The sequence below is a fragment of the Streptomyces sp. NPDC045695 genome (assembly GCF_056432025.1).
The window spans coordinates 122,134-144,788 of sequence record NZ_JBWKJU010000017.1 but is presented as its reverse complement, the minus strand read 5'-3'; the positions used below and the strand labels follow the sequence as shown (position 1 = coordinate 144,788).

At 71.7% G+C, this 22,655-nt stretch carries 19 protein-coding genes and 4 pseudogenes; 11 read left to right on the top strand and 12 right to left on the bottom strand.

Annotated elements, in window-relative coordinates:
- Positions 1-185: 185 nt before the first annotated feature.
- Positions 186-743, top strand: a complete 558-nt coding sequence (locus AC07DU_RS25870; RefSeq protein ID WP_479029912.1) for a DUF3885 domain-containing protein — start codon at positions 186-188, stop codon at positions 741-743.
- Positions 744-796: 53 nt separating this feature from the next.
- On the opposite strand, the pseudogene AC07DU_RS25865 reads toward AC07DU_RS25870, so the two are convergent.
- A pseudogene (locus tag AC07DU_RS25865) lies at positions 797-1,066 on the bottom strand (IS5/IS1182 family transposase); the annotation flags it as partial.
- A 73-nt stretch (positions 1,067-1,139) separates the two neighbouring features.
- Positions 1,140-1,284 (bottom strand): annotated as a pseudogene (locus tag AC07DU_RS25860) (YxiG-like protein); the annotation flags it as partial.
- A gap of 124 nt (positions 1,285-1,408) precedes the next feature.
- Here AC07DU_RS25860 and AC07DU_RS25855 point away from each other — a divergent pair.
- The 5 genes from AC07DU_RS25855 (at position 1,409) to AC07DU_RS25835 (ending at position 6,548) form a co-directional block, all read left to right on the top strand.
- Complete coding sequence (locus AC07DU_RS25855) at positions 1,409-1,561, top strand: hypothetical protein (protein WP_479113868.1); 153 nt, start codon at positions 1,409-1,411, stop codon at positions 1,559-1,561.
- Positions 1,558-2,061, top strand: a complete 504-nt coding sequence (locus tag AC07DU_RS25850) for a hypothetical protein (protein ID WP_479113866.1) — start codon at positions 1,558-1,560, stop codon at positions 2,059-2,061. The genes AC07DU_RS25855 and AC07DU_RS25850 overlap by 4 nt, the downstream gene beginning before the upstream one ends.
- Before the next feature lie 314 nt (positions 2,062-2,375).
- Positions 2,376-3,767, top strand: a complete 1,392-nt coding sequence (locus tag AC07DU_RS25845; RefSeq protein ID WP_479113884.1) for an MFS transporter — start codon at positions 2,376-2,378, stop codon at positions 3,765-3,767.
- Between the two features lie 83 nt (positions 3,768-3,850).
- The gene (locus tag AC07DU_RS25840) at positions 3,851-5,767 is read left to right on the top strand and encodes a helix-turn-helix domain-containing protein (RefSeq protein WP_479113864.1); all 1,917 of its coding nucleotides are present in this window, start codon (positions 3,851-3,853) and stop codon (positions 5,765-5,767) included.
- A 37-nt stretch (positions 5,768-5,804) separates the two neighbouring features.
- On the top strand, positions 5,805-6,548 hold the full coding sequence (locus AC07DU_RS25835) for an SOS response-associated peptidase (protein ID WP_360892008.1): 744 nt from the start codon (positions 5,805-5,807) through the stop codon (positions 6,546-6,548).
- Here AC07DU_RS25835 and AC07DU_RS25830 read toward each other — a convergent pair.
- Positions 6,542-7,537 (bottom strand): oxidoreductase, encoded by a 996-nt coding sequence (locus tag AC07DU_RS25830; RefSeq protein ID WP_479113861.1) that lies wholly within the window; start codon positions 7,535-7,537, stop codon positions 6,542-6,544. The genes AC07DU_RS25835 and AC07DU_RS25830 overlap by 7 nt on opposite strands.
- Before the next feature lie 112 nt (positions 7,538-7,649).
- On the opposite strand from AC07DU_RS25830, the gene AC07DU_RS25825 reads away from it, so the two are divergent.
- From AC07DU_RS25825 to AC07DU_RS25810, 4 genes are all read left to right on the top strand, one after another.
- Positions 7,650-8,591, top strand: a complete 942-nt coding sequence (locus AC07DU_RS25825; RefSeq protein ID WP_479113882.1) for an ArsR/SmtB family transcription factor — start codon at positions 7,650-7,652, stop codon at positions 8,589-8,591.
- Positions 8,592-8,738: 147 nt separating this feature from the next.
- Positions 8,739-9,167 (top strand): hypothetical protein, encoded by a 429-nt coding sequence (locus tag AC07DU_RS25820; protein ID WP_479113859.1) that lies wholly within the window; start codon positions 8,739-8,741, stop codon positions 9,165-9,167.
- Positions 9,161-9,394 (top strand): helix-turn-helix transcriptional regulator, encoded by a 234-nt coding sequence (locus AC07DU_RS25815; protein WP_453374447.1) that lies wholly within the window; start codon positions 9,161-9,163, stop codon positions 9,392-9,394. Before AC07DU_RS25820 ends, AC07DU_RS25815 begins: the two co-directional genes overlap by 7 nt.
- Positions 9,391-10,380, top strand: a complete 990-nt coding sequence (locus AC07DU_RS25810) for an NAD(P)-dependent alcohol dehydrogenase (protein WP_479113857.1) — start codon at positions 9,391-9,393, stop codon at positions 10,378-10,380. The genes AC07DU_RS25815 and AC07DU_RS25810 overlap by 4 nt, the downstream gene beginning before the upstream one ends.
- Positions 10,381-10,551: 171 nt before the next feature.
- Here AC07DU_RS25810 and AC07DU_RS25805 read toward each other — a convergent pair.
- From AC07DU_RS25805 to AC07DU_RS25770, 8 genes and pseudogenes are all read right to left on the bottom strand, one after another.
- A pseudogene (locus AC07DU_RS25805) lies at positions 10,552-11,451 on the bottom strand (endonuclease/exonuclease/phosphatase family protein); the annotation flags it as partial.
- Positions 11,452-11,632: 181 nt separating this feature from the next.
- On the bottom strand, positions 11,633-12,280 hold the full coding sequence (locus AC07DU_RS25800) for a hypothetical protein (protein ID WP_479029893.1): 648 nt from the start codon (positions 12,278-12,280) through the stop codon (positions 11,633-11,635).
- A gap of 125 nt (positions 12,281-12,405) precedes the next feature.
- The gene (locus AC07DU_RS25795) at positions 12,406-14,406 is read right to left on the bottom strand and encodes an RICIN domain-containing protein (protein WP_479029891.1); all 2,001 of its coding nucleotides are present in this window, start codon (positions 14,404-14,406) and stop codon (positions 12,406-12,408) included.
- Between the two features lie 440 nt (positions 14,407-14,846).
- Entirely contained in the window at positions 14,847-15,731 is an 885-nt protein-coding gene (gene sigJ / locus AC07DU_RS25790) for an RNA polymerase sigma factor SigJ (protein WP_479113855.1), read from the bottom strand.
- 190 nt (positions 15,732-15,921) lie between these two features.
- Positions 15,922-16,638, bottom strand: a complete 717-nt coding sequence (locus tag AC07DU_RS25785) for a DsbA family protein (protein WP_479029887.1) — start codon at positions 16,636-16,638, stop codon at positions 15,922-15,924.
- A 433-nt stretch (positions 16,639-17,071) separates the two neighbouring features.
- Positions 17,072-18,472: a sensor histidine kinase gene (locus AC07DU_RS25780; protein ID WP_479113853.1), complete on the bottom strand. Its 1,401-nt coding sequence runs from the start codon at positions 18,470-18,472 to the stop codon at positions 17,072-17,074.
- A gap of 5 nt (positions 18,473-18,477) precedes the next feature.
- Positions 18,478-19,194 carry a response regulator transcription factor gene (locus AC07DU_RS25775; protein WP_360891985.1) on the bottom strand — a complete coding sequence of 239 codons (717 nt, stop codon included), beginning with the start codon at positions 19,192-19,194 and terminating at the stop codon, positions 18,478-18,480.
- 196 nt (positions 19,195-19,390) lie between these two features.
- The gene (locus AC07DU_RS25770; RefSeq protein ID WP_479113880.1) at positions 19,391-20,827 is read right to left on the bottom strand and encodes an IS1380 family transposase; all 1,437 of its coding nucleotides are present in this window, start codon (positions 20,825-20,827) and stop codon (positions 19,391-19,393) included.
- A 188-nt stretch (positions 20,828-21,015) separates the two neighbouring features.
- Here AC07DU_RS25770 and AC07DU_RS25765 point away from each other — a divergent pair, with 188 nt between their 5' ends.
- Positions 21,016-21,912 carry a neutral zinc metallopeptidase gene (locus tag AC07DU_RS25765; RefSeq protein WP_479113851.1) on the top strand — a complete coding sequence of 299 codons (897 nt, stop codon included), beginning with the start codon at positions 21,016-21,018 and terminating at the stop codon, positions 21,910-21,912.
- A gap of 78 nt (positions 21,913-21,990) precedes the next feature.
- Here the strand turns inward: AC07DU_RS25765 and AC07DU_RS25760 are convergent.
- Positions 21,991-22,455: pseudogene (locus AC07DU_RS25760) on the bottom strand (transposase); the annotation flags it as partial.
- Between the last annotated feature and the right edge of the window lie 200 nt (positions 22,456-22,655).

Below are 22,655 nucleotides of genomic sequence, written 5' to 3'. Positions count from 1 at the left end.
CCGGAACAACACCCACAGCTCATCCGGGACCAGCCGCTCAACCAAGTCCTTCATGCACGGTCCAACGAACGATCACGCCATAAGAAACGACGTCTAAACGTCGTCTTGGTGGATGGGTGCCGGGCATCATGGTCGTCGATAGAGGTCACGGTCTGAGGGGACGAGTGCGGCAGACGTCTGGAGGCGTGACAGCGGCTTTGACGGACCTGTGGCAGCAGCACTGGCCCGACTGTCCGCCGGTCGGGTACAAGCTCCGCGACCCGTACCGGGATCTCTGGGTGCGCTTCCACAGCCTGCCGGAGTCGAAGCGATACGCAGAGGACGAGAGCGAATACGCCGTCGTCCTGGAGCGGTACAACACCGTCCTCGATGAGTTGTTCGCCGGTGGGGATGTCCACGTGATCACCCCAGTTTGGGCGACCGAAGCCGAGGTTCTGCGGTTCCGTCCTGGCGCCGGCTACTGGCAGACCCTGCTGGTGGAGGATGATCCAGACCCGGAGTTCCGTACCTACTGCCACCTCTTTGTCGCCTGCCGGCCCTGGCGATACGGCTGCCTCGACGAGCTGCTCCGTGACATCGCGGACGACAAGGTGGCGGGAGTCCTCATCACCGACACCCAGCTGCGCCGCGTCTACCACCCCTACGACGGCGGCGCCGATGTCTTCCTCAGTACGCCCGGGGAACGGGATCGGACGCGCGATCGGCATGCCGACTGGCTCTCCAGCCACCCCTCGGGTCTCTGACGGGAGGGGCGCACCATCCCGCCGACACCCCCGGATTCAGGTTGCCAGCCGACGAAGGCATGGAAGTGTTCGGCCTTGCGCTCGTAGCGTCGGTGGAGGCGTCGGCATCCGGCCAGCCAGGACACGGTCCGCTCCACCACCCGGGTGGCGGCCGAGCCTCTGAGAGGACTCGACGCTTTGCGGGCGAGGCAGCGGCGGATGCCATGGCTGCGTAGCCACCGATGCAGACGGTCGCAGTCATAACCCTTGTCAGCGTGCAGTTTCGCCGGGCGCCGGCGGCGCGGCCTCGACGGGAGCGGATGGGCGGATCCCGCGCATAAGCGGCTCCAGCCCGAAGAACGACCTGGACAGACGGAGTTTGGCTCCCGGGTACAGGGCGTGCCACTTCACCCCTCAGACGTATCCGTCGAGGTCGACACCGGTTTCGTGGTCGATGAGCCGGTCGTCCAAGGGAGTCGCGCATGTAGTTGGTGTATCCATGGTGCACGACGGCGAGATCGAAGGTCTCGTCCAGCATTCGCTCAAGTACGGCGGTATCCAGGCCGCCCTTCTACCTCACTCGGCAATACCTTCACCGTGGACAAGGATGGCAACATCCAGGGTGCCCCCATCCGGCTTGAGGACGGCTGGGCGTCGACAAGAGCGTCCAGCGGGCCGTGGACGCCGTGAACAGCGACCCGAAGCGGTGCGCGGACCTCCTGGCAAAGGCCAATCAGCTATCGGCCAAGGAGCACCTGGACACCCAGAACTGGGGCAAGACGAAGAACCGCTCCGCGGACATGCAAGCCCTGATCGACAAATTGGAGGACTGGCCGTGACCGGCATCGAATTCCTCGCCTCGTTCGTCAGGACCGGACGCCTGCACGGGATCGGCATCGGCTCCACCCTCGGGGAGGTCGACCGGGCCGTCCGCCACCGCTTCGTCGACGTGGTCGACGAGGAGGGCGAGTCGCTGCGCCGCGACTACGGATTCGTCGAGTTCTACTTCAACCCCGGCGAGGAATGGTTTGTGTCCGGCGGCTCCATCGAGCTGCACCGGCTCGCGTCCGGCCAGGACATGGCGAAGGCATGGGCCCGGACCATGGAGGTCGATTTCCCCCGCCACGTCGCCTGGGAGGACGTGCGCGACGAACTCGGGCGCGTCCCCGGAGCCCCGGAGCTCAAGGTCAGCGACCAGGGTGGCTTCATCGAGTACCGAGCGGCGGCGTCGAACGTCTCGGTGATCGTCGTGGACGACGAGGAGGAGGAGAGGGGCTACCACGCGGGGCACGGAGACGTCTGGAGCGTCAGCCTGTGGGCGCCCGTCAGCCCCCGGTGAGGGCGGGCGGCATCCTGTGTCGCACCCGGGGATCCGATCCATCCGAAAATGACCGAGCTCAACGCTCCGTAGTCAGCACCGAACCAGCACGGGCGTTGGCGCAGGGTCGTCAAACCGTCGCATACAGGGCATAGCCAGCATCCCTCACCCGGTGATGCCGGCTGGCCCGGAGGGCGCCCCCAGGCTTCGGTGTGGTGGTCGTACCGGTGCCTGAGGGGGCAATTGTGGTGTCCCGCCACATACGCTCGTGACCTGCTGGTTCCTATGGTGTGGCGACACGACAACGTCCCGTGACCCGCTCGGAAGTGGTGACCATGGCCGCCTCGGCAACCGCTCCAACACCCCCCGGCTCCATCAAGCGCATCATCGCCGCCAGCCTCATCGGCACCACCATCGAGTGGTACGACTTCTTCCTCTACGGCTCGGCCGCCGCACTGGTCTTCAACGAGCTGTTCTTCCCCGACAGCGAACCCCTGGTCGGCACCCTCCTGGCCTTCCTCACCTACGCGATCGGCTTCGCCGCCCGCCCCCTCGGCGGCCTGGTCTTCGGTCACTACGGGGACAAGATCGGCCGCAAGAAGCTCCTCGTCCTCAGCCTGCTCCTCATGGGCGGTGCGACCTTCGCCATGGGACTGCTCCCCACCCACGCGAGCGTCGGCGTGCAAGCGCCCATCCTCCTCACTCTGTTGCGCCTGATCCAGGGATTCGCCCTCGGTGGCGAGTGGGGCGGAGCCGTGCTGCTCGTCTCCGAGCACGGTGACGACAAGAACCGCGGCTTCTGGGCCTCTTGGCCCCAGGCGGGCGCACCGGGCGGCAATCTGCTGGCCACCGGCGTACTGGCCCTCCTGGCGGCCGTCCAGTCCGACAAGGACTTCCTCGCCTGGGGCTGGCGGATCCCCTTCCTGCTCTCCGGCGTGCTGGTGGTGATCGGCCTGTGGATACGGGTCTCCGTCTCCGAGTCCCCGGTCTTCCTGGAGGCGCAGGCCAAGGCCGCACGGGAGGCGGCCGCCGGCGTGCGGGCGAGACCGCCCGTGGCCGAGGTGTTCCGTACGAACTGGCGCGGGGTCCTGACCGCGATCGGCACCCGCCTCGGCGAGAACATCTCGTACTACGTCATCACCGCCTTCCTCCTGGTCTACGTCACCAGCCACCTCGGGCTGCCCAAGAGCGACGGCCTGAACGCCGTCCTGATCGGCTCCGCCGTCCACTTCGTCGCCATCCCCGCGTGGGGCGCGCTGTCCGACCGCATCGGCCGCCGCATCGTCACCCTCATCGGCTCGGTCGGGATGATCGGCTGGGCGTTCGCGTTCTTCGCGATGCTGGACTCCAAGTCCTTCCCGGTGATCGCCGCGGCCGTCACCGTCGGGCTGCTCCTGCACGGGGCGATGTACGGACCGCAGGCGGCCTTCATCTCCGAGATGTTCGACACGAAGGTCCGCTACTCCGGGGCCTCGATGGGCTCCCAGCTCGCCTCCATCATCGGCGGCGCGCTCGCCCCGATCATCGCCGTGGCCCTGCTCCGCGACTACGACTCGTCCCTGCCCGTCTCGGTCTACCTGGCCGCCGCCGCAGCCGTCACCACGCTGACCGTCCTGCTGGCCCAGGAGACCCGCGGGCGTAGCCTGACCGGGGAGCACGCCCCGGCCGGCGCCGCGGTGCCCGCCCGCCGGCAGGCCGGGCACGACCCCGTACCGGCCGACAACTGACCCCGCCGCCCCGCCCCACCGCCGCCGGACGCGCGGTGGGGCGGGCGCCGCCACGTCCGCGTCCAGCACCACGGAGAGCGCCGATGCCCACCACCGGAAAGACGGCCCGGACCGCCCTGCACCACCTGCGGGACCTGCTCGACCTGCTGGACCGGGGCGCGCCGGCCGAGCGGTTCGCGCCACCGGCCGACGCGGCCCGCACCGGCGACCTCTCCGAGCCGGAAGCGGCGGCCGTCGCGGAAGCCACCCAGGTCGCGCTGCGCATCCGCCGCACGCTCAGCCAGCACCGCCGGCGCGAGGCCGAACTCGCCGCGCTCTTCGACACGGCCGGAGACCTCGCCCGCCTCAGGGACCTGGACGCCGTACTGAAGGCGATCGTCCACCGGGCCAAGCTGCTCCTCGGCACGGACGTCACGTACCTGTCCCTCAACGACGACGAGGCCGGCGACACCTACATGCGGGTGACCGACGGCTCCGTCTCGGCCGCCTTCCAGCAGGTCCGCCTGGGCATGGGGGAGGGCCTGGGCGGGCTCGTCGCCGAGACGGCCCGCCCGTACTCCACCGGCGACTACCGCGACGACCAGCGCTTCCAGCACACCACCACGATCGACAGCGCCGTCACGGAGGAGGGCCTGCGGGCCATCCTCGGCGTACCGCTGCGCCTGGGCACCCGGGTGATCGGCGTCCTGTACGCCGCGGACCGCACCGCCCGCACCTTCACGCCGGACGAGGTCGCACTGCTGTCGTCGCTGGCCGACCACGCCGCCATCGCCATCGACAGCGCCCGCATGCTCGACGAGACGCGCACCGCGCTCGTCGACCTCAACGAGGCGTCGCGGACCATCGAGGCGCACAGCGACGCCATGCGCCGGGCCGAGGACGCCCACGACCGGCTGACCGACCTGGTCCTGCGGGGAGCCGACATCACCGACGTCGCGACCGCCATCGGCGCCGTCCTGCAAGGCGGCACCCTCATCCACGACGCCGAGGGGGGCGAACTCGCCCGGGCGGGCACCGACGCCCGTCCCCCGTCCGCCGAGGCCGTCGCCGCCTCCGTCGCGGCCTCCCGGGCCGACGGCCGCGCCGTCTCCGTCGCCGGAACCTGGGTGTGCGCCGTCCTCGCCGGACCCGAGCTGCTCGGCAGCATCGCCCTGACCGGCCGCGCCGACCTCGACGACGCCGACCGCCGCCTCTTCGAGCGCGCGAGCGTGGTCACCGCCCTGCTCCTGCTGCTGCGCCGCTCGGTCGCCGAAACCGAGGACCGCGTACGGGGCGAGCTGCTGGGGGACCTCCTCACCAGGGCCGCCGACCCCGCCAGCCTGCCGGCGCGCGCACGGCGGCTCGGCGTGAACCTGGACCAGCCGCACGCGGTGTTCGTCCTGCACACCGAAGCCGTCCCCCGGCCCCGGCTGCTGGCCGCGGCCGCCCGCATCGCCCAGACCCGCGGGGGACTGGCCGGGCTGCACCACGACGACGTGGTCCTCGTCCTGCCCTCCGAGGCCCCCAGCGAAGCCGCCGGGAGCCTCGCGAGCGAGCTGGGCCACGCCCTCGCCGGCCCCGTCACGGTCGGAGCCGCAGGTCCGGCCACGGGCCCCGCGCACTGCGCCGACGCCTACGCCGAAGCCCGCCGCTGCGGGACCGCACTGCGCGCGCTGGGCCGCGAAGGGACCGGAGCGGCCCTGCGCGACCTCGGTTTCCTCGGCGTGCTGCTCGGCGACCGGACGGACCTGGGCGGCTACGTGCGCCAGACCCTCGGTCCGCTGCTCGACTACGACGCCAGGCGCGGCACGGACCTCGTCCACACCCTCCAGGTGTACTTCGACACCGCCACGAGCCAGTCCAGAACCGCCGAGGCCCTGCACGTGCACGTCAACACCGTGGTGCAGCGCCTGGACCGCATCAGCAGGCTCCTCGGCCGTGACTGGCAGCGCCCCGAGCGGACGCTGGAGCTCCAACTCGCCCTGCGCATCCTCCGGGTCAACCGCCAAGGCGGTGCGTAACCGCCCGTGAGGGCGGTCAGGTGGCAAGCTGGACGGCATGTGCGGCCGTTACGTCTCCACCCGCAGTCCCGAGGACCTCTCCGGCCTCTTCCGGACGGCGCCCCCCGATCCGCGCCACGTCCTGGAGCCGAGCTGGAACGTCGCCCCCACCGACGAGGTCTGGGCGGTGCTGGAGCGCGCCGACCGCGAGAGCGGGGTACTGGAGCGGCGCCTGCGCCCCCTGCGGTGGGGCCTGGTGCCCTCGTGGTCGAAGGGCCCGTCCGGCGGCGCGAAGATGATCAACGCGCGGGTGGAGACGGTGCACGAGAAGCCGGCCTACCGGCGCGCCTTCGCCACCCGCCGGTGCCTGCTGCCCGCGGACGGCTTCTACGAGTGGCGCTCCGTCCCCGCCACCGCCACGGCGAAGGCCTACAAGCAGCCGTACTTCATCGCGCCCGAGGACCGCTCCGTGATGGCGATGGCCGGCCTGTACGAGTTCTGGCGCGACCCCGCCGTCGCCGACGACGACGATCCGGCGGCGTGGTGGGCGACCTGCACCGTCATCACCACCGAGGCCACCGACGCGGCCGGACGCGTCCACCCCCGCATGCCGCTCGCCCTGGACCCGGCCGACTACGAGGCCTGGCTGGACCCGAGCCACCAGGACCCGGACGAACTGCGCGCCCTGCTCGCCGCTCCCGCGGGCGGCCGCCTGGACGTCCGCGCCGTGTCGACGGCCGTCAACAGCGTCTCCAACAACGGCCCCGAGCTGCTCGAAGACGCCCCCTCCCCGGGTCACTGAGCCCCCGGGGCCCCCTCCTGCACCCCGCGCCGGTGGAGCGCGTCCAGGACGGCCAGTCCGTCCTCGGACAGCCGCAGCGCGCCCGCGGCCACGTTGTCGGCGAGATGCCCGGGGTCGCCGGTACCGGGGATGGCCAGGACGTGCGCTCCGCGGTGCAGCGTCCACGCCAGCCGTACCTGCGCCGCGCTCACCCCGTGGGCCCGCGCTACGGCCAGCACCTCCCCGTGCTCGGCCCCGCTCGCGCCCGCCTCACGACCCGCACCGGCGATCGCGTAGAACGGCACGAACGCGATGCCCTGTTCGCCGCAGGTGCGCACGAACGCGTCGTGGTCGGGCCGGATGCCGAGGCCGTACTGGTTCTGCACGCAGACCACCGGCGCGATGGCCAGGGCCTCGGCCAGGTGGTGGGGATGGATGTTGGAGAGGCCCAAGTGACGGATGAGGCCGGCCTGCCGCAGCTCTGCGAGGGCGCCGAAACGCTCCGCGATCGAGTCGGTCCCGACGATGCGCAGGTTCACCACGTCGAGGTGGTCGCGGCCGAGCTGGCGCAGGTTCTCCTCCACCTGGCCGCGCAGCTGTTCAGGGGTGGCATGCGGCAGCCACGCGCCCGAGGGGTCGCGCCCCGGGCCGACCTTGGTGGCGAGGACGAGGTCGTCCGGGTAGGGGGCCAGGGCCCGGCTGATCAGTTCGTTGGCGGAGCGCAGCGGGGAGAAGTAGAAGGCGGCGGTGTCGATGTGGTTCACGCCGAGCTCGACTGCGCGGCGCAGCACGCCGAGCGCCGCGTCCCGGTCGCGCGGCACCGCGTCCTGCCCCAGCGCCTCGCCGGTCTGCGGCAGGCGCATGGCACCGAAGCCCATCCGGTTGATCGTCAAGTCGCCGAGCGTCCACGTGCCCGATGCCGCCGCGGTGATCGTCTGTGCCGTCTGTGCCGTCTGTGCCGTCTGTGCCGTGTCTGCCGTCTGTGAGGTCTGTGCCGTCTGTGAGGTCATGCCGGGGATGCTGCCCCTCCCGTAGGCTGGGGGCAATCGATTCGTACATGTGTGAATCCTCGGGGTGGCCGTGCTGGCGGAGCTGGCGTTCTCGACGAGCGACCTGGCACAGATGCGGTTCGCCGTCTCGCCGATGTGGGAAGTGGGGCCCAGCTTCCGGCTCCTGGCCTCCGGCGCCGCGCATCCGGTGCACCGGCCCTGGATCGAGCAGGTACGGCCGCGGGTGGCGGATGCCGGGCTGGACCGGGGCCTGCTCGCCGAGTTGATCCCGCCGTCCGGTTACGTGCCCGACTTCCTCAACCCGGCTCCCGCCGGACCCGTCCCCACGCTGGCGGAGGAACTGGCCGGGATCCTGGCCGCCCCCTCCCTCCGGGTACGCCGGGACCTCGACCGCCTGGGACACGAGCAGGGCGGGCTGGGCCCCCGTGCGCGGGCCCTGTACGCCGAGCCGCGGGCCCGCCTGGACCGGGTCGCGCAGGAGATCGGGGCCTATTGGGAGCTGGCGCTCGCGCCCTACTGGGCGCGGCTGCGGGCCGTGCTCGACGCCGACGTCTTCCACCGGGCCCGCCAGGTCGCCGAGCAGGGCCCGGCCCACCTCTTCAACGGACTGCACCCCTCGGTGAGCTGGGACGACGACGCGCTCCGGCTGGAGCGCCGGCAGGCCGTGCTGTCCCGGCAGGCGGCGGGCGCGGGGCTGGTACTGATCCCCTCGGTCTTCACCGGGGCGGTCCCCTTCACCCGGATGACGCCGCCGGAGCCTCCGCAACTGGCCTACCCGGCGCGCGGTACCGGGGCCCTGTGGCAACCCCGTACGGCCACCGGGACCGATGCGCTCGCCGCCGTCCTCGGCCGCTCACGCACCCGGCTGCTGGCCGAGCTCGACAGTCCTGCCTCGACGACCGAACTGGCCCGGCGTACGGGGCTCTCGACCTCGGGGGTGTCCCAGTACCTGACCGCCCTGCGCGACGCGGGGCTGGTCAGCGCCCACCGGGCGGGCCGCTCGGTGCTCTACGCCCGCACCACCGTGGCGGAGTCCCTCCTCGCCGGACAGTGAGACGCGCCTCCCCCTTTCCGTAGCCCCACCTTTCCCGACCTCGGCCGGATCCGACTCGTGATGTATAGAAATCTTGACACCATGTCCTGGTTGCTTGACACTCCAGGTGTCGGGTTTTCTTTACATCGAGGATGAGGGTGAGCGGCCGTGGCAGTCGAGGAGAAACGCGCCTGGATCATGATCGTGGTCGCGATCGTGTCGTACGGCGCCTACCTGGCCGTCGTCCTCGGACGCTCCGGGGACGGCCCGCTGGCTCAACAACCCTATGCCGCAGCACTGGTGTGGACGGTCGGCGCGTCCATCGTCGCGTCGATCGCACTCCACATCACCGTGGCGCTGCTGTCGCCCGAGGACGGCAAGACCAAGGATCAGCGCGACCGGGAGATCCACCACTTCGGTGAGTACATCGGCCAGTCGTTCATCGCCATCGGCGGCGTGGCCGGGCTCGTCCTGGCGATGGCCGAAGCGGACCAGTTCTGGATCGCCAACGTGATCTACCTGGCCTTCGTCCTGTCGGCGATCGTCGGGTCCACGGCGAAGGTCGCCGCCTACCGGTCGGGCTTCCAGCCGTGGTGAGGCCGACGAAGGTCACCAACGCGATCAGGGCCCTGCGCTTCGCCAACGGCGAGATGACGCAGGCCGAGCTCGCCCGCCGCATCGGCGTGACCCGGCAGACCGTCATCGCCATCGAACAGGGCCGCTACTCGCCCTCCCTGGAGAAGGCGTTCGAGATCGCCCGGGTCTTCGCGGTACCGCTCGACCAAGTGTTCCAGTACACCGCGACCGAGGGAGACGACGCATGAAAGCCATGGTCCAGGACATCTACGGACCGCCCGCGGTCCTGCGGCTCGAAGAGACGGACCGGCCGGTTCCGGGCAAGGGGGAGGTGCTCGTACGGGTCTACGCGGCCGCCGTCGACCAGGGTGTCTGGCACCTCGTGGCGGGCATGCCGTACGCGATCCGCGCCGCGGGCTTCGGCCTGCGCGCGCCCAAGTCACGCGTCCCCGGCATGGACCTCGCGGGGCGGGTGGAGGCCGTCGGTCCGGACGTCACCCGCTTCCGGCCCGGCGACGAGGTGTACGGCAGCGGCACCGGGTCCTTCGCCGAGTACGCCTGCGCCAAGGAGGACCGGCTCGCGCCCAAGCCGGTGAACCTCGGCTTCGAGGCGGCCGCCGCCGTGCCCGTCTCCGCGTGCACCGCCCTCAAGGCCCTGCGGGACGGCGGCCGGATCGAGGCCGGGCAGCGGGTCCTGATCCTCGGCGCCTCAGGAGGCGTGGGCAGCTACGCCGTACAACTGGCCAAGGCCTTCGGCGCCCATGTCACCGGAGTCTGCAGCGGCGCCAAGGCGGACCTGGTCCGCTCCCTCGGCGCCGACGAGGTGGTCGACTACCTGCACGAGGACCCCACCGACGGCCGCCACCGGTACGACCTCGTCCTCGACATCGCGGGCAACCGCCGCCTCTCCCGGCTCCGCCGCGCCCTGACCGCCCGCGGAACCCTCGTCATCGTCGGGGGCGAGGAAGGCGGCCGCTGGATCGGCGGCACCCAACGGCAGCTGGCCGCACTCCTGTTGTCCCCCTTCATCAGCCAGAACCTGCGCCCCCTCGCCTCCGTGGAACACCACAGCGACCTGCGGGTCCTCACCGACCTCATCGAGGCCGGCAAGGTGACCCCCGCCGTCGACCGGACCTACCCGCTGGCCGAGGCGCCCGACGCGATCCGCCATCTCAGGGAGGGGCAGGTGCGCGGCAAGCTCGTGATCCGCGTGGGCGGCCCGGAGGAGCATTAGGCGCTGTCGTCTAAGTAGCGCCGGTCAGGCCCGCGGTGTCCGGTGCCGTGCATCGCAAGGCGGAGGGGCGCGGTGTGTACGGGACGTACTCGGGCGCCCCGACAACGCGGCGAGGTGCGGCGCCGGGCGCCGCGGGCCAGGCGGGACTTTGACGACAGCGCCTAGGCCCAGGGTGATGTGGGCGGCGATCGGGAGGTGGTCGCTGCCGGTGGCGGGCAGGGTCCGGACGTCCGTGGCCGTCGCCGAGCGGGTCAGGATCTGATCGATCCGGGCGACGGGGGCGGCCGCGGGCCAGCTGAAGGCGAGCCCCCGCCGTGGCGGCTCCATGCGCGAGGTGACCGGGGCGAGCCCGCGGTCGTCCACCGTGCCGTTGAGGTCGCCCAGCAGGATCACGCGCTCGGTCTTCTCAGCGGCGAGGGCCGCGCCCAGCAGCCGCGCGCTCTCGTCCCGCAAGGCGGTGGCGAAACCGCTCGGCCGGATGCGGACCGAGGGCAGGTGGGCGACGTACACGGCGATCTCGCCGCTCGGCGTGCGCACGCCGGCCCGCAGCGCCCGGCTCCAGCCCTCGCCGATCCCCGCCGGTTTGACGTCGAGCCGCCGGACGTCCGTCAGCGGATGCTTCGACCACAGCCCGACCGTGCCCTCGACCGCGTGGTACGGGTATCGGGGCCCCAGGGTCGCCTCGTAGACCGGCAGTGCGGCGGGCGTGAGCTCCTCCAGCGCGATCAGGTCCGGCGCGGGCCCGGCCAGGGTGCGCGCGGTGCCCGCGGGGTCGGGGTTCTCGTCGCTGACGTTGTGCTGGACCGCCGTGATGCGGGGTGCGCCGCGGTCCGGGGGAGCGGGCAGGAGCAGCCCGCCGAAGGCGTGTGCCCACGCGGCCGCGGGGAGCAGCAGGGCCACCAGCGCGGTGGCGGAGCGGCGTACGAGCGCCGCCGCCAGCAGGACCGCGGCGGCCAGGCCGAGCCAGGGCAGGAAGGCCTCCAGCAGACTGCCGAGGCGGCCTACGCCGTTGGGGACCGCGGAGTGGAACACCAGCAGACCGGCGGTCAGTACGGCGAGCGACGCGAGCACGCGCCCGCGCGTCCGGGTTCGCCGGGCCCAGGCCGAGCGGCCGCTCGCGTCCTCGCCCCGACTCCACCGGCTGCCGCGGTGACCACCGCCGTCCGCCTGCCCCACCACGCCCCGCCCCTCGACTGCTCCGGCCTCCTACGACGCAGGATCCGGCGGACGGGTTCCCGCCAGGCGCCGTCGGCTACCCGAGCCGGCCGCGGCGCATCCGCCGACGGCGCAGCAGAAGGCCGACGGCCGCCCCGGCCAGGGCGGTCACCGCCACACCCGCCGTCGTCCACCACACCGCGTCACCCTCGGCGTCGCCGTCGGCATCCGGTGCCTGAGCCGTGGACGCGGAGGGGGCCGCGGCCGACGCGGTCGCCGGGGAGGACGGGAGCGGAGCCGGGGACGAGGCGGCCGGCGAGCCGGTGGCAGGGGTCCCGGGGGCCGGAGTGCCGGTGCTCGGCGCCGGGTCCACCACCGGTACGCCGACTTCGAGTTCGCCGTGTCCGAGCGCCGGGAAGCCCACGTCGACGCTGACCTTCCAGGAACCCGGCGGCAGGGTCTCGGCCGTGGTCCAGCCCGCGGGGGCCGCGGCGGGGTCACGGACCAGGCGCCAGGGTCCCAGGGTGCGGGAGCCGTCGACGCTGACCGCGTTCACCGTGGCGGCGACCGCCTCGTCGACGGCGTCCCCGTCGTTCTCCCAGGTGACGTCGGCGGTGACATGGCCCTGCCGCTGCCCGGTCACCACCACCTTCACGGTGTCGCCGTGGGCGTGGGCCGTGGCGGGCATCAGGAACATCAGGCCGAGTGCGGCCAGGGCGGCGGGGACAGCGGTTCGTATGCGCATCGTCGGGGTGCTCCGGTCGAGGTGAGGGGGCCCGGCGGACGGCCGCGCGGGGCGGCCGTCCGCCGGGTGGGGTTTCCCTGCGCCAGGGCGTCACGGCGTCAGGGGTGCGGGGCGTCGCGTGCCGCTCAGCCGGCCTTCTGGACGGTCCAGAGCTGCGCCGCGCGGCCGTCCGCACGCTGGAGGTCGAGCAGCCAGTACCCGTAGTAGGGCCGCTTGCTCACGGTGAGGGCGAAGCCGCCGCTCGGATCCGTGACGGTCACCGCGCCCCCGCGGGACGCCAGCTTCCAGGCCTGCGCGCCGTTGCCGGAGCAGGGCTGCTGGGCGATCCACATGCCCTCGGCGGGCGTGCCGCCCGGCTGGAGGCACTTGCCGGAGACCGCGGACCGGATGCGGACCTGACCGCCGCCCGCGTCGTCGAAGAACCACTGCTGCTGCGCGTACCCGTTGGCGCGGCCCCCGACGAGCACCGTGCCGTCGGCGGTGCGCCCGCCCCAGACCTCGGCGGCCATGCCGGTGCTGCCGTTGCCCAGCGTGTACCGGGTGTTCGGGGTGGTCGTGCCGCCGCCCGCCCCCGCGGTACGGAAGGTCGCGGCCTTGCCCGGTCCGCTGTCCCGGCCGGCGCTGTCGCGCACCGAGACGGTGACCGTGTAGGAGGTGTTGGGCTGGAGGTTGTAGATGCGGAGCACCTGCGACTGCACCCAGGTCAGGTGCTTGCCGTTGAGCATGACCTGGTACCAGGCGGCGCCCTCGACCTTGGGCCAGCTGACCACGACCGAGTCCGACCGGATCTCGCCGGCCGTCGCGGCCGGGCCGCCCGCGGGCTTCTTCGTGGGAGTCGGCGTGGGCTTCTGGGTCGGGGTCGGCGTGGGGTTCGGGTTGGGACCGGGGTCGGTGCCGCCCTTCGTCTTCATCAGGAACTGGTTGTCGGCGATGTTCCAGTGGGTGGCCAGGTAGCTGCCGGCCTTGGGGCTCGTGTGGAAGTAGTCGTCGTGGTTGCAGTCCAGGATGTTTTCCGACGCCTGGTTGGTGCAGACGTTGCGCATCTGGGGGTAGTACGGGGTGTCCGAGTAGCACATGACGTCGAACTCGTCGGTGCAGTGGGCGCCCCGGCTGGTGTTCGGGGCGCTGTTGTTGACCGCCCCGAGGTTGTGGCCGAGCTCGTGCGCGGCGGTGTGCCCGCCCCAGCAGCCGGAGTCCGTACGGCCGTAGGAGGGGCCGAAGTTGCTCTGGTTGGCCTGGCCGGGCCGCTCGTCGCCCGCGAAGGTGCCGATGCCGCAGTAGACCTGCGTGTCCGCGAAGATCATGTACTTGCGGTCGCGGCGGTCGAGGCCCTTGCCGGCGAGCGCGTTGTTGGTCGCGCTGAACTCGGCCAGTGCCGAGGCCGGGAGCTCGATGTTGAGCACCGTGGGGGTGCAGTCCGCGGCCGTGACGTAACGGATGTGGCGGACCCCGCCGGTCTCCTGGGCGCTCGCCGAGTAGATGAGGTCGGCGTCGGCCGCCCACTTGCGGAACGAGGCGACGTACTCGGAGTAGCGGTCCTTGCCGGGGGCGTGGACGTACACGACCTGTACGCGGTTGCCGGTGCTGCCGTCGCCGTCGCACTGGACGGTCTGGCCCGCGGGGCCGGCGGCCACGCTCTGGCCGCCGGAGGCGGCGGCGGGCTCGGGCGCGGTGGCCTTGGTGGCCGAGGCGTCGGCGGCGGGCGCGTCCTGAGGACGCCCGCTGCCTTGCGTGGTGGCCGGGTCCTCGCTCGCCGGGCGGGCCGGATCGGCCGCCGGAGCGGTCTCCTTGACCGCGGGCTCGATGTCCTTCGAGATGTCGACGCCCTTGGGCGGGGCGTCCGGGCCGTGGGTGCACAGCCCGGCGTCGGTGCGGTAGACGCCGACGCACTTGTCGCCCTTGGGTGCGGCCGCGAGGCCGTCGAAGACCATGCCGCGCGCGCTCTCGTTGGCGGGCGCGGCCGCGATGGGCTCCGGGTCCTGGTCCCGGGCCGGGGCTGCGGCCGGGGCGGCGGCCTCGGCGGCCTGCGCGGGCGCGGAGGCCTGGGCGTCGTCGCCGAACCCGGAGTAGGCGATGCCTGCGGCGATCACCGCCGCCGTTGCCGTGGCGGCGGTGAGGAGTATCAACCGCCGCGGTCTGCGGCGGTGGTCGGTGGTCCGCCGTCTGCGCCGTCCTGTCATGGGCACCTCAAATCGTTGTGGAATGACTGGGTGCGCGGAAGCCTGCCAGACGAATGCGCCGGAGAATTCGGACAAAGGGGGGCGCGCTTCGGGAAATCGTTCCGTTACCTGTTCGCTTGATTTGACGAACAGTCAACTAGCAATAAACAAAGGGAAGTTACGCGCGTCACGCATCAATGGTCCAGGCCTTTTAGTGCCGGTTGTTATCAAATCGAGATATGACGGGTGTGCTTATTGACGGGAATTCAGTCAGGAATTCACCTAATTACTACCTGTCGAATTCCCTCCGTCACGACCCGTGAGGATCCGTCAGAGCGCAGCCCGCGGACCCCGCTGTCGGGTCGTCAGCGGGGTCCGCGAGGCGTGGCGGGAGCGTCGAGCGCGGCTCAGCCCTCGGCTGCGCCGAGGTCCAGACGGGCGAGGCGCTCGGGGTCGGTCAGGATGTCGAGCGCCGCGATCCTGCCGTCCCGGACGGTGAACGCCATGACCGACACGGCCCGGCCCTTCACCATCGCGACCACGCCGGGGGTGCCGTTGACCAGCACCGGGCGGGCGGCTTCGGCGATCCGGGCGAAGGTGATCGCCTGGGAGGCGACGGCGGCCGCGCCGCGACGAAGCAGCGACGGGCGCAGGGTGCCGCCGTCGGAGCGTGCCACGACCTCGGGATCGAGCACGGCGACGAGCGCGTCGAGATCCCCGCTGCGCGAGGCCGCGAGGAAGGCGTCGACGACCGAACGCAGGCGGGCCCGGTCGGGATCGGGAGCGGGCGCCGCGCCCTGGACGCGGCGCCGGGCGCGGCTGGCGAGCTGACGGGTCGTGGCGGCGCTACGCCCGAGGACGGGGGCGATCTCCTCGAAGGGCACGGCGAACAGGTCGTGCAGGACGAAGGCCAGGCGCTCGGCGGGGGAGAGGGTGTCCAGGACGACCATCAGCGCCATGCCGACGGAGTCGGCCAGCAGCGCCTCCTGCTCGGGGTCGGGACCGTCCGCGCGGCTGACGACCGGATCGGGAAGGCGGACCTGACCGGCCTCGTCGTGCAGCGGATCCTCCCGCCGCGCGGTCCGCGAGCGCAGCATGTCCAGGCAGACCCGGCCGACCACGGTGGTCAGCCAGCCGCCCAGGTTCTCCACCGCGGCGGCGTGGGAGCGGCTCAGCTTGAGCCAGGCCTCCTGCACGGCGTCCTCCGACTCGCTGAGCGAGCCCAGCATCCGGTAGGCCACCGCCCGCAGATGGGGACGGTGCTCCTCGAAACGCCCCGCCAGCAGCTCCATCCCGTTCACCTGTACCGGCCCCCGTCTTGATCGTCAGCAGAAAGAATGACGATAGCCGACGGCGAACTCAACGACCTGCGGCCCGAAGGGAGTTGGAGACCGGTACGCCTGATCCCTGGCCGGGCTGGCCGAGCCGTCCGGGGGAACGGACGGGCCTTCCGGGGGAACGGACGGGCCTTCCGTCAGGGGATCAGCGCGGCCCGCGGTCCTCTCCCGCCGTCCGTGCCCTGAGGTGCCGGTAGAGGCGGCTGCGGTCGGCGTAGAGGGCCTGGTTCTCCGTCGGCACCACGGTCCCGTTGATCGCCATGGTGGGGGTGCCCTTCACGGATGAGGCCCTGAGCGCCTCGTCGGAGGCTTCGACGAACTCCCGGTGCCCGGTCTCCCGCACGGCCGCGTCGAACTCCGGGCCGCGCAGGCCCTCGACCAGGACGGCCAGGGCCAGCAGCCGGTCCCGCGTGAACCCCCCGGCCTTGCGCGCGCTCGCCTGATGGCGGTAGAGCACGTCGTGGTACTCGGCGAACCTCCCCCGGTCCACGGCGGCGCGCAGCGCGTTCACCGCGTGCTTCGACCCCGGGCCGAGGAAGGAGCCCAGAGTGAGCTGCAGTTGCAGCCCGCCGTTGCGCGCCGCCCGTTTCAGGTACGGTCCCGTGCCCTGCGTCTCGAACTCCTCGCAGGCCGGGCAGCTCGGGTCCTCGTACAGCCGCACCGCCAGCGCGGCGCCCGGGTCCCCCAGGACGATGGTGGTGCCGTCGGCGGCCAGCGACTCCGCGGCCGCCGGCAGTTCGGCGCTCGCCGACACATCGAGCAGGTCGCCCCTCTCGCCCCGCGGAGTGCACGCGCCGACGGACGACGCCGCGGCGATGGCCGCGGCCCCGGCCAGGAAGCCGCGTCTGGATCTGACCTGCATGGATGTCCCCTCCCACGTCATGAACAGGGAGACAGTACGCGCTCACGAGGGGCGGCACGCACCGGGAGGCGGGCCGGCCGTCACCGCCGTGCGGGCGCTGCGGCGAGGAACTCGCGCAGGTCGATGACCTCGTACTCCTCGGCCCGGGCGGCGTCGATGATCAGGGGGAGAGCCTCGGCGTCGAGGACCTCACCGCCGCCGACGCCGCCGTCGCCGTCGCGCCGGAGCAGGGGACGAGCCCCGCCGCCACCAGCGCCGCCAGGGCAGCGCGCCGTCCCATGTCCACCATCGTCACTCCCTCGGGCAGGGCGCCGCCGATACGGGCCTGCCCCGACTATGCGGCGGCGGGGGGCCGGAGCACGCGCAGCACCTGCCGGGCAGCCGGGTGACGTCACCCAGCGCACGCGGGCCCGGGCCGGGTGCGCGCCGCTCGTCAGGCCGTGAACCGCGAGGCGGCCGACGGCACTTGGGGCAGCGCCCGCTCGGCGGGGAGGTCCGCGCAGGCGATCAGCCCGTGCGGGACGGCGTCGGTCAGAGTGAGCCGGCCCCCGCCGGCCTCCAGGAGCGCGGTGGCGATCGCCAGCCCCAGGCCCGAACCCTCCCGGTCGGCGGGCTGGGCGCCCCGCCAGAACCTGTGCTGGGCGTTCTCCCGGTCCCGCGCCGGCAGGCCCGGGCCCTCGTCCTCCACCGCGATGCGGACCCACTCGCCGTCCGAAGACGTACGGATCACGATGCGGCCCTCGGGCGGGGAGAATCCCAGCGCGTTGTCGAGGAGTACGTCCAGTACCTGGTCCAGGGCGCCCGGCAGGGCCCGGCCCACCACACGGTCGCCGGTGACCGCGAGCGTCACGTCCTTCTCCTCGGCCGCCTGGGACCAGGCGCGGGCCCGCTGCTCCACCACGTCGCGCACGCTGACCGCGATGGTGCCCGACGCCGATTCCGTCCCCTGCGCCAGCTGGAGGAGCTCGTCGAGGATGCGCCCCAGGCGGGCCGTCTCCTCCAGTGCCAGCGTCAGGGCGTGCCGCCCGTCCGCGGGGACGACCGTTTCGAGCGCCTGCACCCGCAGGCTCAACGCGGCGAGCGGATTGCGCATCTGGTGGGAGACGTTGGCGACGAAGCCGCGCTGGGCCTCCAGCAGGGCCACCAGGCGCTGGGTCATCTCGTTGACGCCCTGCGCCAGCTCCCGTACCTCCGCCGGCCCGTCGTCGGTGGCCGCGCGCACGCCGTACCGGCCCTTGGTGATCTGCCGGACGGCCGCGTGGAGCCGCAGCACCGGCAGGACGCTCCAGCGGGCCAGCGGGATCGCCGCCAGGGCACTGGCCGCCAGTCCGGCGACCGCGATCCCGAGGAGCAGGGCGGCCTGGGCGGCCATCCGATCGCGCAGGGAGCCCATGGGCGCCACCACGGCGACCGCGCCGAGCCCCTCGGATCCGCGCGCCAGGGGTACGACGACCAGCAGGGGCTCGCCGGTCGTGGTGAAGGAGTAGTCCAGGGGCGCGGTGCGTTCCCCGGCGAGGGCCCGGTCGACGGAGCCCTGCCAGGCTCCGGCCGGGTGCAGTTCCTTGTCACCCGTGTAGATCCGGCGCCCCGAGGAGTCGAAGAGCCAGACCGTCGCTTCGGGATGCGAGGCCTCGTATGCGGACACCGGTTGCCGCCAGGACAGGGCCGCCGGGTCTGCGGAGATCCGGGCGGCCAGGACCTCGGCCTCGTCGGTCCGCTCGAAGACGGCGTGGTGGAACTCGTTCATCGCCAGGTTGAAGCAGAGCGGGACCTCCAGCACCGTCAACAGGACGGCGGTCAGGGTCAGATAGGTGACCAGCAGTCTGCGGCGCACCCGCGCTACCTCTGTTCGGCGGGCGGGCAGAGCCGGAAACCGACGCCGCGGATGTTCTCGATCCAGCCGTGCGCGCCGAGTTTGCGCCGCAGGGTGCCGACATGGACGTCGAGGGTGCGGGTGGAGCCGAACCAGTTCTCGTCCCACACCCGTGCCACGATCGCTTCCCGCGTGTGCACGGCCTCGGTGTCCTCCACGAGCATGGCCAGCAGGTCGAACTCCTTGCGGGTCAGCTGCAGATCGCGGCCGTGCAGTGCGGCGGCCCGCTGCTTGCGGTCGATCCGCAGCGGACCGGCCTCGGTCGCCGCCCCCGCCTTGCCCGCCTCACCGTGGCAGGCGGGATCGTGCCCGTCCGGTGCGAGGCGGCAGCGGCAGGTGCGGCGGGAGACGGCCTCGATCCGGGCGATCAGCTCGTGCACCGAATAGGGCTTGACGACGTAGTCGTCGGCGCCCATGTGCAGGCCCATGACCCGGTCGATCTCCTCGGACCGGGCGGTCACCGCGATGATGGGCACCGCCGAGCGCTCCCGGATCCGCTTGCAGACCTGGAGCCCGTCCAGATCCGGTAACCCAAGGTCCAGCAGGATGAATTCGGCCTCTTCGGCCCGGGTCAGGGCCTGTCTGCCGTCCGCGGCCTCGATGACCACATGACCGCGTTGGCGCAGTGCGGTCCCCAGGGCATCGCGGACGTGTGCGTCGTCCTCGACCACCAGAATGCGCATGGATCCCCCCAGATGTCTGATGTCTGATGTCTGCCGGTCAGCCTAGCCTCGCCGTTTCGGTTGGGGCGATGAGGCGTCTTGAGGGGTAACTGTCGGGTGGTCGGGTCGATTTCGGTGCGCGGGCATGGTGGAGTCCCGGCGCGGTGGTCGGGTTCTCCGGGGCCCTTCGGGTCGTGGCGGTCAGGTGGTTTGTCGGTCAGCCGGCCGGGCGGGGCAGTGCGGCGAGGCGATGGAAGGCCGTGACCAACTCATGTCTCCAGGGCCAGGTTGCGGAAATCCGCAAGCGCAGGCGTCGGCCGCCACGGGTGAGGCGGGCGGCGACGTGCAGCAGTCGGTAGCGGAGCTTCTTCGGCTCGGCAGCCGCGAGTGCGCCGTCCAGGAGGAGGACGCGCATCCAGGCCAGCAGGTCGATCGCTGTGAGGCTGAGTTCGAGCCAGACGGTATTGACGCCGAAGTCGCGAGAGGGGAAGCGGCCGAAGCCGGTGGTCTTGCCGCACCGGATGTGGTCCTCGACGGTGGCATGACCGCGGTGACGGACCTCCAGGAACTGGGCGGAACCGCCATCGGAGTAAGGGGTGTCGGTGAGGAAGACCTGATGACGCAGGCCCTCGTCCTGGTCGAACAGGGACAGCTGGGCTCCGGGGTGCGGGCGTTCGCGGCGCACGATGATGCGGGTGCCGGCCGGATAGCCGTCCAGATCGACCATGCCGGTCAGTTCGGCGACCTCGGCGCCGTCACGCAGCGTCCCGTCCTGGTCCAGGGCGGGGTGCCAGAGGGGGGCGGGCAGGGCCCGAATGGCGCGGCGGAGCGGCTCGGTGATGGCGTATCCGACCGAGAAGAAGGTACGAATTCCTCGTTTCCGCATGTCGCGGACGTGGGCGAGGAAGGCTTTCGCGGATCCGGCACTGTCGGCGCGGACCAGGATGTCGGTGCCGTGCCGGTGAGCGTCGGGGATCTGCGCGAGCGCCTGGTCGAGCACTGCAATGTGATCGGCGGCAGTGTTGGCTCCGGAGTTCCCTGACCGCAGCCGCCCTGACACGGCCTCGCCGGTGTTCGCGAGGAAACACAGCAGCGGGTGGAAGCCGAAACCGCCCTTATAGGTGGGTGCGGCTTGCTCTTTCTCGGAGTGGCAGGTGACCAGCGTGGCGTCGAGGTCCAGAACCAGGCCGGGAAGTTCTCGTCCGCCGGCCCGAGCAGCAGGTATGCCCTTGCCGGTCTCGGCGGCCTGCATCCAGGCGACTTCCCGGGCTGAACCGCGGGCCGCTCGCAGCGAAGCGAGTGCAGCCTCGTCGGTGTCGGCGAGCAACCGCCAAGCCGTGGGCGTGGAGGCGACCGGGCCGAACACCTCGCCCTGGTCCCGCAGCACGGCCAGATCCGCGATCGCCTCACCGCCGTCGGCGAGCATCACCGCCAGGTCGGTGGCGATCCGGCCCGGATCATGTCCGGTCCCGCGCGGCCGAAGCGGCCTGAGAGCGGCGGAGCACGCGGCGGTCAGCCCCGTGGCATCAGCGAGATCCGCCAGCAACCGTGTCCCGGCATGCCCGACCACACCGGAACCATCTGCACTGACCTGGACCTTGGGACGCAACCCGATAGCCTGCACGTAGAAAGTGCCCTCCGCCTGGACCGACAGAACCCCTCAGCAAGGTTCATCGTCCCAGGTCAGGAAGGCACTTTCGCGTTTCCGCCCCACAGCCATCCCCAAGTGAAACGGCGAGGCCAACTGGCGGCCATCGGGCCGGGCCCGCGGTGTTGGTGCCGTCACTCATTCGGCCGTGTAAATGATCCTGTGCGTCGGGTGAGCGGCGTAGAACGGAAGCCATGGACCGGATATCGAGCATGTCTCTGGCGGCTGCTTTCGTCCTCGCGAGTGGCGCGGCGTCTGGCTGCGGCCCCAACGTGTCCGCGGCCCCGCCCAAGCCGGCACAGACGACGGCTACGGCACCGCCGGACTTCTCCGACGAGCTGGAAGGCGAGCAGGTACCGATCGCACCCGAGGGCGCGACGGTGCCGCAGAGCTCTCCCGAAACCAACCAGCAGACGGTCACGTCGTACCTCACCGACATCGTCAAGGACACCGACAAGGTCTGGACGGACTTTTTCAGCCGGATCGGCCTGGGTGAACCGTTGGTGAGCTACGCCATCGTCACGCCAGACCAGGCTCCGATCCAGAGCAACTGCGCTCTTCCGGGCCAGCCGCCTCTGGTGGTCAGCCATGACACCCCCAACGCTTACTACTGCTCCAATGACGAGTTGTCTCCTGGCCACGCGGGCACCATTTACCTGCCAGTCACCACCATGCAGAAGATGTGGACCGGCAACATCTTCGAGCGGCAGTCCCAGCGGACCGGCGACTTCGCTGCCGCGATCCTCACCGCTCACGAATTCGGCCACCACGTGGTCGATGAGCTCCGGATCCAGTACAAGGAGAAGAAGGGCCTGGCCTACTCCCCACCCACTGGGAAGTGGAATGAGCTCATCGCCGACTGCATGGCCGGGGCCTGGGCGGCAACTGCTTATCACAGTGGCTACTTGGAGCCGGGCGACATGGAAGAGGCTGCGACCGCACTTGAAGCGATTGGCGACGCCCCCGGCGGACCGGAATCTCACGGCACGCCCGCCGAGCGCCGACAGGCACTGACCGTCGGGTTCGAGGGCATCCCCGGGCGATATGGACCGGGCGCACCGTTCGCCTGCACCGAAACCTATTGGAAGTAGCCCCCCGAACCTGGCGAAGGTCGTTGCCGGGACTGGGCCTTGCCCACGGCCTGGATCGGTCTTAGCCTCGATCATTCAGGAGTGCGCAAGAACCAGCACGCCGTCGATGTCCACGATCACGTGACCGTCGGCGGCCGGACCGTTCGCCCCGGCCAGCCCCCAGACCCGCGACCGTACTTCTGCCCGCGCCAACCGGATCGCGGTGAGGGCCTTCGGGCCGGCTGCGGCGAGGACGTCGATGAGCCGGGAGGCTGTGGGGTCGGATGCCACCAGGCCGAACACGTCGGGCTCGGCCCGCAGCATGGCGACATCGGCGAGGCAGTCCCCGCCCAGAGCCGTCGCGAGCGCGACATCCAGCAGGACCTTGCCCGGGTCGTGCACTGTCCGCGGCTTGCGCCACGGCGCCATTGCCGCCGATATCGCGGTGTCCAGGCCGGACTTGCGGACCGTCTCGACCAGCAGCACCACCCCGGCCTGCGAGACCGTCCCTCTGCCACCGCCCTCGACACGGCCACGCGGGTACAACCCGATACGCTCGCTCACCTGGAGAGTGCTTCTTTCCGTGCAGCCAACAGGACCCTAGACAAGTCCCATCGTTGCAGGTCAGCAGCACTCTCCGCTTATTTGCTCAAGGCATGGACGAGCACGCACATGAAAGCGCGAGGCTAGTGCGGCGGCGCCAGCCGTCACGGCAACAGGCGCTCCGGCACCCCGCCGACGCCCAACTGCCGACTTTTGCAGTC